This is a genomic window from Halopenitus sp. H-Gu1 (genome assembly GCF_041821145.1).
Classification (GTDB): Archaea; Halobacteriota; Halobacteria; order Halobacteriales; family Haloferacaceae; genus Halopenitus.
This window is the reverse complement of sequence record NZ_JBGUBC010000022.1, coordinates 1-13,218: the sequence shown is the minus strand read 5'-3', so window position 1 is coordinate 13,218 and position 13,218 is coordinate 1. Positions and strand designations below refer to the sequence as shown.

The window sequence follows — 13,218 nt, the reverse complement described above, 5'->3', positions numbered from 1 at the left end:
GCGCTCCGTCCGGGTTCGCATTGCCACCTGTTCGCCAGCCGAGAGACGGCCGTATTCAGCGAACTTGACGCTGAAGGGAACCGACGGTGCAGAACAGAACGGAACCGAACGGTACGGAACGAAACGAGGAGCGTAAGTCAGACGTCGCCGGCAGTGCCCTGTCGGCGGGCCCGCGAGAGGATCCCGGCGACGGGATCGACGTAGTCGTACCCGGGAATGATCCCCTGCACGTACGTTCCCTCGACGAAATCGATGAACGCTTTGGCGTCCTTGATGCCGCGTTCAGGGTTCACGTCGGTGAGGGACGTCGTTACGACGATTTCGTTTCCTTCGCGGCGGACCGTCGGACCCAGCTCCCGCGATCGTCTCGTGATGCCGGAGACGTCGGCGACTCGTCGTTTGAACGTATCGAACCAACCGTCCTCAACGACGTCGGCGACGTGGTTGTCGGTCACGGCGTCGAGCATCGGGACGATCACGGTCACGTCAAACTCGATCCGGACAGGCCGATCGGCGTCGGAGCGATCCGGAACATCCGCCTCGGAATTCGAATCGTCGACGGCTTCCGGATTTACCTCGATTCGACCCTCGAAGGCCGTGGTCGTCGATTGCCACGTCGTTTCATCGACCTGCTCGAAGGCTCCGCTCGCATCGAAGGCACGCCGGATCCGACTCGATAGCTCATCCATACCGATCGGAGGCCACGAACGGGCAAAAGGCCGTTGTCCACGCCACTCGACCCGGCGTCGAGAGGGTGCCGAGCGGCGATCGGGCCGGTCACGGACGCGCCGGTCAACGAATGGATTTGGAACACACGACACCGCATACGGTCGGTGAAATCGGGATACCGGGATCAGTCCTCGACGACGACCTCGACGGGCTCGTCGTCGGCCGACTCGTCGGATTCAGCCTCGGCATCGCCGGACTGTTTGCCCTGCAAGTAGAGCCCGACCGCAACCGCGATGACGACCCACGATCGCCAGTTGGCCAGGTTCAGCGTGTAGCCGATCCCGAAGGGTTTCTCGACGAGCATTCCGCGTCCGGGTTTCCAGTACGAGGATATCAGCCGACGGAGGCTGGGTCGCTCGAAGTTGTATGGGATCCCGAAGAGTTCACCCGATGACGGTTTTTCTACCATATGGCAACTAACACTGCCAGGGGGTAAATCGTTTTGGCTCGATGGGATCGAGACGACGTCGACGGTCGACATTCTGACCGATTTCGGCGTCCCGACGAGTGTCGCATCACGATATGGTGGAATTCGCGTGTTACTGGTACCGTCCGCGTCCCTCGATCGTCCGAAGTCGATCGATCACGGTCGAGTCACCGATCGAGACGTAGCCGGCCTCGAAGGCATCGAGGAGCGGATCGGAGTCCAGTGCGGTCCCGGCGACGGACTGCTCGAAGACGTGGAGATCCATCGCATGATCCTCGATGTGGCCCGTGTGGTAGCCGAGGCCGAAGTCGATCAGATACGTGTGCGGACGAGAATTCGAATCGGACCCGGAGGGCTCTCCCGCGACCTCCAGGAGGACGCCGTGCGTATCGGTGGAGTCGCCTTCGAGGGACATCAACCGCTCCTCCGTTCGGATCCGAACGTTTCGTGTCGTCGGATCGCCGTGGACGATCCCGGCGTCGTGGAGCCGGGCGAGGTATCGACCTACCTGTCGCGCGTGTGTTGTCCCCGTCCCGTTCGGTTCCTCGACCGCGGCGGCGAGATCCCGATCGCCCACGTGTTGAAGCGTCAGCGTGGCGTTCGAGACGTCGACGTCGTGGACGAGGGGGGTCGAAACGCCGGCCCGGCGCGCCTCGTTCAATAACCGAGCCTCAAGAGTGGTGCGACTCTCTCGAAGTTTCCCGTCGAGTTCCGGGTGTCGATAGGCCCGCGACCGTCGGCGTTTTTTGACGCGCCCAGTCCCCAGGATCTCGACGGTCGCCTCGGCACCGGTGTGATCCCGGGCTGGAGAGGCGTCCGCGATCGATGCCTCTCCAGCCCGCCAGGTAACCGGCACGTTGTCCGGACGGAAATTCGGGTCGACGGTCGAGTCGGGAATCGGGACCGTATCGCCCGCCGCGGCCATCTTCGCGCCGAGCACCGCTATCATGCCGGCGTTATCCCGGAGAAATCGTGGCTCCGGGGCGTAAAAGGACGCGCCGCGTTGGGCACACATCGTCTCGAGCATCTCGCGGAGGCGATCGTTCTGTCCGACGCCGCCGCCGAGGACCAACTCGGAGGCACCGGTCAACGACAGCGCTCGTTCGGAGACCTCGGTCAACATCGCGAAGGCGTGTTCCTGGAGGGAAAAACAGACGTCGGCCACGGGGACACCCTCGTCGTATCGATCCTTGGCCGCGGACATGATTCCCGAAAACGAGAAGTCCATTCCCTTGACGACGTAGGGAAGTTCGAGGAACCCCCCGTCGGCGGCGGCCGTCTCGACTTTCGGGCCGCCGGGATGTGACCAGCCGACGTGGCGAGTGAACTTGTCGATCGCGTTGCCGATGCCGGTATCCATCGTCTCGCCAAGGACGCGATAGCGTCCGTCGTGGTAGCCGAGCACGTGAGCGTTCGCGCCGGAAGCGTTCAGACAAACCGGGTTCTCGAATCCCGACCGATGGCGGCCGATCTCGAGGTGGGCAACCATGTGGTTGACCCCGACGAGCGGGACCGAAAGGGATCCGGCGAGCGACCGGGCTGCGGTGGCGGCGGTCCGCAAACAGGGACCGAGGCCGGGTCCGCGCGAGAACGCCACGGCATCGATCGGGTCGGGCCCGTACTTATGTTCGGCGTACGACAATGCCTCATCGACGACCGCCGGGATCGCCTCCGACATGTGTTCTGCGGCCTCGCGCGGATGAATGCCGCCGCTGTCCGGCTCGTAGGCATCGGACTCGATATGGACGTCGTCGGTCTCGGAATCGTAGACGGCGGCACTTGCACACCACGCCGTCCCCTCGATCCCGAGAACACGCATTCGGAACCCGTCGGAACCGATCAGGCTTCCTCGACTTCGGCTTCGACCTCGTCGTCGACGCCGATCTTGTTGCGTTCGAGCATGTACTCCTGTTCGACGTCGCGGGCGTGTTCGGGCGTATCGTAGGCCTTCGCGTAGCCGATCGTCTTACGCATGCCGAACTTCGTATTCAGCTCGTGGATGACGACCTCATCGGATCCCTTATCGAGGGTCGCCGCCAGCGAGTCCCGCACGGAGAGCCGAGAGGGGGTCGCATCCTCGTGAGTGATCTCGAATCGAATATCCGTTCTGTGCAACATGGGGTTTTCTTCCTCGGAAACGATGTCGATCTCCATGGTCAGTTACCAGTATCTCCCCGCGAAAGAACTAAAAGGATTTCGAAGCCACCCTTCGTTAGCTGTTCCGACCGCTGTGAGGCGCCGAGACGCGGTCCGGGCGGGGCGCTTTTACCCTCGAACGACGAACGTCACGTGTGGACGTACACGTCCGGTATGAGGGGGACGACGACCCTGAAAAATGCACGGCCAGAAAGCTCGCGCGCTTCGATCTCGCGACGCTCCACCGGACGGACCGATCGGCGCCATACGGGATCGTGTTGAACCCCCACGCCGATCGGGCGCTGTCGCCCGAGGATGCAGAGATCGCACGCGAGAACGCGCTCGTCGCACTCGACTGTTCGTGGGAGTCGGCCGGGGAAAAGCAGTTTACACTGCCCGGAGACCATCGCGCCCTGCCGTATCTGGTCGCCGCCAATCCCGTCAACTTCGGTCGACCGATGCGGCTGACCACGGTCGAGGCGCTCGCCGCGGCGCTCGTGATCCTCGGGGAGCGGTCCCACGGCGAGCGGCTCCTCAGCAAGTTCACGTGGGGAGAGACCTTCCTCGAACTCAACGAGGAGCCGCTTCGTCGGTACGCCGAGTGTGACGACTCCGCTGAGGTCGTCGCCATCCAGCGGGAATATCTCGACCGGTGAGGGAGTCTCGATCGGTGCTGCCGATCGAGCCATACAGATCGGGTCAGTCCGGTCTCGGCGACTGGTGTTTTAATAATTCACCACCATTAGTTTATCAAAGACGCCCAATTTTCGGGGGAGAGTTGGTAGATGAGTTAATAACGATCGAGCACATACCCGGATCCAATGACCGATGACGATCCGCACCCCGTCGGAGATGCGTGTGAGTGTGGCACACACGGTTCCGATCCCGATTGCGCACGGGATGGGGGCGACGACGAAGGGGATCTCGACCGGAATGGGACGAATTCCACGTCGGGGGCGTCGTCCGACCTTCGGCTGTCGGTACCGGATATGGACTGCCCCACCTGTGCCGGGAAGGTCGAAAACGCAGTGGCCGATCGAGAGGGGGTAATCGGGATCGACACTCGTCCCACGAACGGGACGGTGCTCGTCCAGTATGACCCCGGGCGAATTCGTCCCGACGCGATCGTCGATGCGGTGAAGTCGGCCGGCTACCAGGTCGACCGTGGGGAGACGGCGCGGCTATCGGTACCGGATATGGACTGTTCCTCCTGTGCCGGGAAGGTGGAGAACGCTCTGTCGATCGACGGCGTCCTCGAAGTGGATACTCGCCCGACGACCGGTATCGTCGTGATCGACTACGACCCACGGACGGTCACGGAGAGGGGATTGATCGCGGCGGTCGAGTCGGCCGGCTATGACGTGGTGGATACTGAGAATGGCAACGAGGAGCCGCCGCTACATCGGACGCCGCGGGCGATGGCCACCGGCGTTGGGGCGATCCTCCTTGCAGCCGGGCTGATCGTCGAGTGGACGCTCCCCGGTCTCGATCCGTCGATCGCGACGGTCGGTCCGTGGACGATAACGGGATCGTGGATCGCGTACGTGCTCGCGATCGGGGTCGCCGCGCCGCCGATCCTGCGGGCGGGATACTACTCCGCACGCAACCTGAATCTGGACATCGACCTGTTGATGACCGCCGGAATCGTGGGTGCGTTCGCGATCGACGCCCCCTTCGAGGCCGCCACGTTGGCGGTGTTGTTCTCGGCCGCCGAACTCCTCGAACGGTTCTCGATCGACCGCGCACGAAATTCCATCGAGGAGTTGATGGAGCTCTCGCCCGACACGGCCACGGTCCGACGCGACGAAGAAGAGGTGACGGTTCCCGCAAGCGAGGTCGACGTGGGCGAGCACGTTGCCGTTCGACCGGGCGAGAAGGTGCCGCTTGACGGCGTCGTCGTCACCGGCTCCTCCGCGGTCGACGAGTCGCCGATCACCGGCGAATCGGTTCCCGCGGGGAAAACGGAAGGCGACGAGGTCTACGCCGGATCGATCAACGAGGAGGGGTACCTGGAGATCGAGGTAACCGCTCCCGCAGCCGAGTCGACGATCGCGAAGGTGGTCGAACTCGTCGAGGCAGCAAGCGCCGAGGAAACGGAGGCCGAGCGGTTCGTCGACCGGTTTGCCGGGGTGTACACGCCCGTCGTGGTCGGACTCGCGATCGCGACCATGGTGATCGGACCGCTCGTGATCGGCGGCGCGTTCACCCAATGGTTCGTTCGCGGACTGGCGCTTTTGGTCATCGCCTGTCCGTGCGCGTTCGTCATCTCGACGCCGGTGAGCGTCGTCTCCGGAGTCACCGCGGCCGCCCGCAACGGCGTCCTCATAAAGGGAGGCCGTCATCTGGAGTCGGCAGGCGAGATCGAGACCGTCGCCCTCGACAAGACGGGGACGCTCACCACGGGCGATCTCGGCGTGACGGACGTGATCCCGATCGCCCACGACGACGAGGAAGACGTTCTCGCGTGTGCGGCCGCTCTCGAACGCCGTAGCGAGCATCCGATCGCGCGGGCGATCGTCTCCCACGCCGAGGAGGGGGGCCTCCCCAGTCGCGCGATCGACAGCTTCGAAGCGATCACCGGCGAGGGCGTTCGAGCCGACATCGACGGTGAGACGCATTACGCCGGAAAACCGGCGCTGTTCGCGGATCTGGGCTTCGATCTCGAACACGCTCACGTCCGGACCGACGGAGGTAATTCATGGAGCAGCAAAGACGAAGCGCACGACGAGACGCCGCGATCGGACGGCGGAGCGACGCTCGCGGGGGGGGAGGCGATCGACGTCGAGACGGATGACTGTGAACACGGTGCCTACGTCGATCTGGTCAACGAGACGATTCCGCAGCTCCAACGCGAGGGCAAGACCGTGATACTCGTCGGGACGGCCGAGGATATCGAGGGCGTCATCGCGGTTGCGGACACGGTCCGTCCGGAGGCCGCCTGGACGGTCGACCGGCTCCACGATCTCGGGATCGGTCGCGTCGTAATGGTGACCGGCGACAACGAGCGGACGGCCGCGGCGATCGGCGACCGTGTCGGCGTCGACGAGGTACGAGCGGATCTCCTTCCCGACGAGAAACTCGAGGTCATCCGGGAGCTTCGCGAGGAGAGCGACGGCGGCGTGTTGATGCTCGGAGACGGCGTCAACGATGCGCCGGCACTGGCGACTGCGACCGTCGGGGTCGCGATGGGTGCCGCCGGAACCGACGCCGCCCTCGAGACCGCCGACGCCGCGTTGATGGGCGACGACCTCACCCGCCTGCCGTATCTCGTCGACCTCTCCGATCGGGCGTCGCGAGTGATCCGAACCAACATCGTCGCCTCGTTGGGCGTGAAGGCCCTGCTTGCAGCCGGTGCCCCCTTCGGATACGTCACGATCGCGATGGCGGTCCTCGTGGGTGATATGGGCATGAGCCTCGGCGTAACGGGGAACGCGCTGCGACTCGGCCGTGTCGAACCCGAGGAGCCAACGGCGACTCCCGACGCCGTGGAGCCCGGCGAGTAACCCGAACGGTAGCGTGCACGCGGTCGATCGTATGCACGTTTCATGACACACCTTCACACTAATATAGGTGCGGCTCCAAGATAGCGTATGGACGCCCGTCGTCTCGAGTCCGCGCTGGCCGAGGAGTTCGGCGGGAGCGACGCCGAACGGCGGGTGATCGCCCGTCAGGCTCGCGATCTCGCCGACTCCGGCAAGCCCAAACGCGATCGCGGCCACGCACTCACGGTCCCCGACGTCCTCCGGCACCTCCGGGATGCTCCCGAGGGATCGACGCTCGTCGAGCGGTGGAACTGGTGGCTGGGCGCGCTCGAGACGGCCTACGGCGGCTACGACAGATTCACCGTCCGTGTCGTCGAGGACGACGACGAACTCGACGTGAATCGTTGACGGCGATCACCCCCCATGATCCTCCCACGCAGGTCCGTTCTCAAGCGGTTCGACAGCCCGTTGATTCCTGCTCCCGTCTCTTCGGTCTGATCCTCTCTCCTCGGGTCTCGTTTCAGTTTCACTTTCAGTATGCTGTTGGATGAGTTATAGGTGAAATCGTGGCGAGCGTTCAGGTATGAGCACCGATGCGATGAGATCGACTCGATATTCCGGCTCGACGCGCGTGGACGTGACCGAGTACGCGGCCAGCCGCATTCCCGAACGGATCGAGGCGAACGCGGTCGCCGGCACCGAAGTCTACCTCGAACGCCGGGGCGGCCGAACCTACCTCGTCACGGACGCAAGGTGAGGCGATCCGAGTCGCGGATCGACGCGCACTAGCGTCGGGCGCCCCCACGATCGATCGATGAAGGTCCGGTTTCTCGGCGGCGCTCGCGAGGTCGGTCGGAGTGCCATCCTCGTGAACGACTCCCTGCTGCTCGATTTCGGGATGCTAACCGGCAACCCGCCCCAGTTTCCGGTGGAGACGCCCGATCCCGACGCCGTGGTCGTCTCCCACGGCCACCTCGATCACGTCGGCACCATTCCGACCCTCCTTTCGGGGACGTCTCGACCGTCGATCCACTGGACGCCGCCGACCGGCCAACTGGCGCTCACACTCGCTCGCGACACGCTGAAGCTCCATGGGGGCACGCTCCAGTGCCCGTTCACGGAAAACGACGTACAACGTGTCACCGAAGCGTCCACGGTCCACGGGTACCAGGAATCGTTTGCGGCCGCAGGCCACGAGGTGACGTTCTACAACGCCGGCCACATCCCCGGGAGTGCGCACGTTCTCGTCGACGACGGTGACACCAGACTCCTCTATACGGGGGATTTCCATACCGACGATCAACGGCTCGTCGCCGGAACGACCGCACGTCCTGATGCGGACGTCGTCATCTGTGAGAGCACGTACAGCGACGTCGAACACGAGGACAGAAGTACGTTAGAGGAACGATTCGCCCGGAGCGTCAAGACGACGCTCTGGGAGGGGGGAACGGTCGTCGTCCCCGCCTTCGCGATCGGACGCACACAGGAGCTGTTGCTCATCTGTGAGAAGTACGACATTCCCTGCTACGTCGATGGTATGGGGAAACAGGTGACCGAGATGCTCCGTCAGTATCCCGAGTTCGTCCGCGACGCCGATGCCCTCAGGCGGGCGAAATCACACGCCAGATTCGTCACCGGCCGGGATGGTCAGCGCAAACGGCTCACCGATCAGAAGGCGGCGATCATCACCACCAGTGGAATGTTGTCCGGTGGTCCCGCCATGACGTACATCCCGGAAATTCGGTCGAACCCAACGAACAAGATCACGATGACCGGCTATCAGGTCGAGGGGACTCCGGGAAGAGACCTCCTGGAGACGGGCAGCGCCGAGATCGACGGGCGCATCATGGCGATCAGCGCCCAACTCGAGCAGTACGATTTCTCCGCACACGCGGACCGGACCGGCATTCGAGAGTTGCTTGAAGCGTATGCAGACGCCGAGATCCTGGTGAACCACGGTGATCGATGTGATCGGTTCGCCGCGGAGTTGCGTGCTGACGGATTCGAGGCGTCAGCACCGTCCATCAGCGAGGCGATCGATCGATAGCGCCGGATTCTGCGGTGGATCGATGATCGACGCTACGAGTCGATCGTCGATTTTGCCGGTGACCCGGACGATCGCCCGAGCGGAATTTTCGATCCCGGCGGTCGCTGTGGGACATAGTTCGAGTGGCTTCCACGAAAACCGAGCCAGCGCGGGGGATCCGTCCGTCATCGACGGTCACAGCGTTTGCCAAGTGGCGAGGGTATTTTGCGTCTGGATGCCCAGATACGTGTATGCCCGAGGAGCCACGCGCCGATCGTCGATCGCCGGTCGGCGAACCGGTCGTCCGTTCCGACCCCGAGATCACCGGCGAGCGCGCCGCCCAAGCGATGGGATTCGATCCCGACGACGAGGAGAGCGTCGCGGAGGCGGCCGCGGTCGTTCATCGGTTCGCCACCGGAGACGTCGGTGGCGACGACCACGTCCTGATGTTGCGTGGTGCTGCCGCCTGTGCCGCGTTGGTTCGTGGGGTCGGCTCCTACAAGGATGCCGCCGAACGTGCCGGCGACGGCGTCTCCGTTTCGTTCATCCGCAAGTGGGCACGCGTTCACGATCTGCCACAGGCGATCCGTCGTCACGTTGCCCGCGGTCACATTCCACCCACCGCGGCCAAGCATATCGCTCGCGTGGGCGGCGAGGACCGGTACCTGCTCGCCTGGAGCGCCCTCGACGGGAATCTCACGGTTCGTGATGTCCGGTCCATCGCCTCCGAGATAAACGACGGTACGACGACCACGGACGCGCTCAGGACCCATGGAGTTACCCCCGGTCGCATCACCCTAGATCTCCCGATCGATGCGTACGTCGATCTCCGTCGGGAGGCGTCCATGCAAAACGAGGCCTCCGCGACGATCGTGGCCGAGGCGCTGTCCGGACACCTTCCCCAGGAGTGAACTGGCCGACTCGAAGCCGGTGACCGGTCCACGATGTCGGCGTTTCCAAAGGTCTTTGCCCCTTGCGGCCCACGCTGAACGTGATGGATGACGTCGTGCGGGCTCGTAATGCCGCGCGCGAGGCGCTCGCCGACGTGGAGCCGACGCGTCTCCGTTCGGTCCTCGACGACAGGCTCGTGGATACCGCCGTGACGCCGGGTGTTCTGGCGATCGTCACCGCTCGAGCGCTCTCGCCGGACATCGCCGTCGAACGAGTGGCCGAGCGCGCGGCCGGCGTCCAGCTTATCTACGAGGGACTCCGACTCACCCGCCGGCTCGCCCACGAGGAACCGTGGCTGGCTGCCACCGAAGGAACCGATATCGATGCCGATCTCGACGTGCTTGCGGCGGACGTGCTCGTCTCACGCGGCTTCTCGCTTTTGTCGCGTACGGAGGCCGCCGACGCCGCCGTCGAGGTCGTCCGGTCGTTCGGTCGCGATCAGACCCAGCGGCGGCAGCCCGACGCCGATATCGAGGCCCTCGACCGCAACCTCGAGGAGGACGTCTTCGAGCTCGCGGTCGTGGCCGGAACGACCGCCGTCGGCGGCGATCCACCCACGGAGTTGCTCGCGTACGCCCGCGAGCTCGCCGCCGACTACGACGGCGGGTTCCCGCCCGCCGGACAGGCTCTCTCGGACGGGACCGCGGACCGAATCGCGACGCTCTCCGAGGAGCGCGTGTGAACCCGACCACGGGTGTCGATTTTGACCCGACACGCCGATGCAAGCGTCGACGATCGTCCACCCGAACCGTGTGACGGAGTCGCGACCGGGGAACGGATCGAAACGCCTAAAGACGAATCCGGCCAACCACCATCTGCGCCTGGGTAGCTTAGCGGTAAAGCGCGTCCTTGGTAAGGACGAGAGCCCGGGTTCAAATCCCGGCCTAGGCTTAAGCGGTGTTTCAAGCCGTCTCTCCCCATTTTACGCCCTTCTCAGGAGAGAACAAATGGAACTCAGAAACAGTCCGTTTTACTACACGGACACCCCTACGCCGTCTTGCGATTCGGTGTATTGTCAGGACACTATAAACTCGGCCCTCGCGCCGTCCCGCGATTACGGGGGTGAGCGCGGACGATGAACAAGGCCGACCCCTTGGACAACCTCGAAAGCGGGGATGTGCAAACCACGGCGATATCCCCCGCGCCCGAAGAGTACGACTTTGGGTATCCATTGGTGAGTAAGCGGTCGAGAGACGACTTGGAGAACTTCGGGCTGAACATGGTAGACGACTACCGTGATTTCAAGCGCGAACTTCTATCGTGGCTCGCTAGCTACGGGAAGAATCCCGAAAAACACGAAGGGCTAGCAGAAACCACCCTCGAATCAACGCACTACAAGCTAGAAACCGTCTTCCGGTGGCTGTGGCGCTACGAGAGTCAATACACCACGCGGTTCACGCCCGAACACGCGGACAAGTTCATCCGTGTTCTTGATAAATCGGATGGGATGATTGATTCCACCGTTCTCCATCACGCCAAGGATATTCAGCGGTATTTCCGCTTCAGTAACCACGTTCGGGGAACGGATTACGAGTGGGAAGTAGATATTGAACTCTCACAGTCCAACGGCGATGAGCGCGACTATCTCCGCCGTAGTGCGTTTGAACCGTTGTATCAGGCCGCTCTCGAACACTCATCGGTCAAAGGCTACCACTCCGTCACGCCTGAAGAACGAAGCGAACTGAAGGGATTCGTAGCCCAACGGCTTGGAATCCCGAAAGAGAAGGTCGGCCCGGCGGAGTTCAAGCGGGCGAACTCATGGAAGTACCCTTCAATGATTGCCGTCACGCTAGATACCGGGCTACGGCCTATCGAAGTTGGGCGGGCTAAGGTTTCGTGGGTGAACCTCGAAGACAACGAACTGAACATCCCGAAGGACGAATCCACGAAGAACGAAGCGCATTGGAATTGTGCGATAAAGAGACGGACGGCGAAGGCACTCAAGCGGTGGCTTGATGAACGGGCTTCGTTGGAGAAGTACGACGGCAGAGAGGAACTGTGGCTAACGCAGAAGTCGGCTGAGTACGGTTCTAAGTCCTGTAACGCACTCCTTCAGCGGATAATCAATAACGGCGACGTTCCGATTCCCGAACACAGAGATATATCGTGGTACTCCATCCGCCACGGGGTCGCTACCTATTGGGCGAACCACGTTGGGCCTCACCACGCGAAGGAACAGCTTCGACACAAGAGCCTGAATACGACGATGAAGTATCTTCACTCCGACGCGGAGACGCGGAATAGCGCGGTCGAACAAATTTGGTAGTCCCGAACGAATAATCTCTATTTCTCTCTACCTTGGTGCTGTGAAGACCTATCCAGTAGAATCAAAATTTGGGTTTCCCAACAGAAAGAATATCCATCCGGTATCTCAAGGTCTTCTCAATGCCGTTGGATTTCCCGAAGTGGATAAGCGAGTATGAAGCGGTGAACCCGGATGAATCTATAGAGTATCGGGATGGTTCGGGAGCGTGGAAGAAAGAGAAGGACTACCGATTGGGGTCTATCTCATCTGAGTTCCAACAGCGGGGACACATCTACCGGGATGAGCTTCGGAAGATTGGCGAGTGGAAATCCGGCGGTCGGATAGACCATCTTCTCAAAGACAACAACGCCAATTTTGTAGAACAGCGAAGTGCTGTAGCATTTCAAACGAACTCAGACGTAGACAAAGTAGAAGCCCTAATGGAACTCAAGGGGGTTCGGGTTCCCGTCGCCTCAGCGATTCTCACCATGCATGAGCCCGCGAATAATGCGGTTGTAGACTATCGGGCCTTTCGCGCTCTCGGAGCCGCTGAGCCCCATCTGTTAGACCCTCAGACCTACCCCCAATATGTTGAGTTCATGCGAAGCTTTCAGGACTACAATTCATCCCCGGAAGCATACAGCTTCTACATGGGTGTTGTTCGGGATATCGCTCAGCGAGAGGGGATTCTTCCACGGGAAGTGGATATGGCCCTATGGGCGTTTGACGAAGCAAACTCTCCTTGAATCAATCTTCGCTACGGAAATCCGAATATCAGAATTATCCCAACCGTGAACGCTCCATAGACATAGAAGACGAATTTGTAGAACTCACTTGGAAGAGAGGCTTTGGTGAGATATGAAACGCCTGCTATTAGACCACACACGCCCGCTCCGGCTACATATATTTGCCATATCTGAGGAAGCGTCTCCCATGTGGGGTAGGCTTGTTGAATAACGATGATGCCGATTCCGACTGTGCCAACACGTCCGATATGTTTCTGCCGTACTTGTTGGACTGCCACCATAACTAACCCCACCAAGGTAAGCTGAAAGATTAAAGAGAGGTTGGTAAACCATTGGATGACTTGTTCAGGGCTCATAATCTCGGATAACACGGCGCTTTTCTAAAAATGTCCGCAAATCGGGGTGAAAGTGAAGAGACTGCCGAACTATTTTGCTCCCTGAGTGTCTGTCTCCGGCTGATGACAAACTCGCCTATG

At 62.0% G+C, this 13,218-nt stretch carries 14 protein-coding genes and 1 tRNA gene; 10 read left to right on the top strand and 5 right to left on the bottom strand.

All coding sequences use genetic code 11. The features are described from left to right. Positions 1–137 precede the first annotated feature (137 nt). The 4 genes from ACERIT_RS13440 to ACERIT_RS13425 form a co-directional block, all read right to left on the bottom strand. On the bottom strand, positions 138–689 hold the full coding sequence (locus tag ACERIT_RS13440; RefSeq protein ID WP_373675374.1) for a DUF5813 family protein: 552 nt from the start codon (positions 687–689) through the stop codon (positions 138–140). Between the two features lie 164 nt (positions 690–853). Further along, complete coding sequence (locus ACERIT_RS13435) at positions 854–1,138, bottom strand: DUF5808 domain-containing protein (RefSeq protein ID WP_373675373.1); 285 nt, start codon at positions 1,136–1,138, stop codon at positions 854–856. A 130-nt stretch (positions 1,139–1,268) separates the two neighbouring features. Further along, the gene (locus ACERIT_RS13430; RefSeq protein ID WP_373675372.1) at positions 1,269–2,975 is read right to left on the bottom strand and encodes a bifunctional N(6)-L-threonylcarbamoyladenine synthase/serine/threonine protein kinase; all 1,707 of its coding nucleotides are present in this window, start codon (positions 2,973–2,975) and stop codon (positions 1,269–1,271) included. A 20-nt stretch (positions 2,976–2,995) separates the two neighbouring features. Further along, complete coding sequence (locus ACERIT_RS13425; RefSeq protein WP_373675371.1) at positions 2,996–3,310, bottom strand: 30S ribosomal protein S24e; 315 nt, start codon at positions 3,308–3,310, stop codon at positions 2,996–2,998. Positions 3,311–3,447: 137 nt separating this feature from the next. Here ACERIT_RS13425 and ACERIT_RS13420 point away from each other — a divergent pair, with 137 nt between their 5' ends. The 10 genes from ACERIT_RS13420 (at position 3,448) to ACERIT_RS13375 (ending at position 12,742) form a co-directional block, all read left to right on the top strand. Beyond that, entirely contained in the window at positions 3,448–3,948 is a 501-nt protein-coding gene (locus ACERIT_RS13420) for a DUF367 family protein (RefSeq protein ID WP_373675370.1), read from the top strand. 165 nt (positions 3,949–4,113) lie between these two features. Continuing rightward, positions 4,114–6,795, top strand: coding sequence for a heavy metal translocating P-type ATPase (locus ACERIT_RS13415; protein ID WP_373675369.1), 2,682 nt, complete (start codon positions 4,114–4,116; stop codon positions 6,793–6,795). Positions 6,796–6,882: 87 nt separating this feature from the next. Next, entirely contained in the window at positions 6,883–7,182 is a 300-nt protein-coding gene (locus ACERIT_RS13410; protein ID WP_373675368.1) for a hypothetical protein, read from the top strand. A gap of 175 nt (positions 7,183–7,357) precedes the next feature. After that, positions 7,358–7,531 (top strand): hypothetical protein, encoded by a 174-nt coding sequence (locus tag ACERIT_RS13405; RefSeq protein WP_373675367.1) that lies wholly within the window; start codon positions 7,358–7,360, stop codon positions 7,529–7,531. Between the two features lie 57 nt (positions 7,532–7,588). After that, a complete protein-coding gene (locus ACERIT_RS13400) occupies positions 7,589–8,821 on the top strand; it encodes an MBL fold metallo-hydrolase (protein WP_373675366.1) in 1,233 nt (410 codons plus the stop codon). Positions 8,822–9,051: 230 nt separating this feature from the next. After that, a complete protein-coding gene (locus ACERIT_RS13395) occupies positions 9,052–9,711 on the top strand; it encodes a hypothetical protein (protein WP_373675365.1) in 660 nt (219 codons plus the stop codon). 83 nt (positions 9,712–9,794) lie between these two features. Beyond that, on the top strand, positions 9,795–10,433 hold the full coding sequence (locus ACERIT_RS13390) for a hypothetical protein (RefSeq protein ID WP_373675364.1): 639 nt from the start codon (positions 9,795–9,797) through the stop codon (positions 10,431–10,433). A 137-nt stretch (positions 10,434–10,570) separates the two neighbouring features. Continuing rightward, positions 10,571–10,642: transfer RNA gene (locus tag ACERIT_RS13385), tRNA-Thr, on the top strand. A 184-nt stretch (positions 10,643–10,826) separates the two neighbouring features. Next, positions 10,827–12,017, top strand: a complete 1,191-nt coding sequence (locus tag ACERIT_RS13380) for a tyrosine-type recombinase/integrase (RefSeq protein ID WP_373675363.1) — start codon at positions 10,827–10,829, stop codon at positions 12,015–12,017. Between the two features lie 119 nt (positions 12,018–12,136). Then, a complete protein-coding gene (locus ACERIT_RS13375; RefSeq protein WP_373675362.1) occupies positions 12,137–12,742 on the top strand; it encodes a hypothetical protein in 606 nt (201 codons plus the stop codon). Positions 12,743–12,753: 11 nt separating this feature from the next. On the opposite strand, the gene ACERIT_RS13370 is transcribed toward ACERIT_RS13375, so the two are convergent. Beyond that, a complete protein-coding gene (locus tag ACERIT_RS13370) occupies positions 12,754–13,098 on the bottom strand; it encodes a hypothetical protein (RefSeq protein ID WP_373675361.1) in 345 nt (114 codons plus the stop codon). Positions 13,099–13,218: the final 120 nt, after the last annotated feature.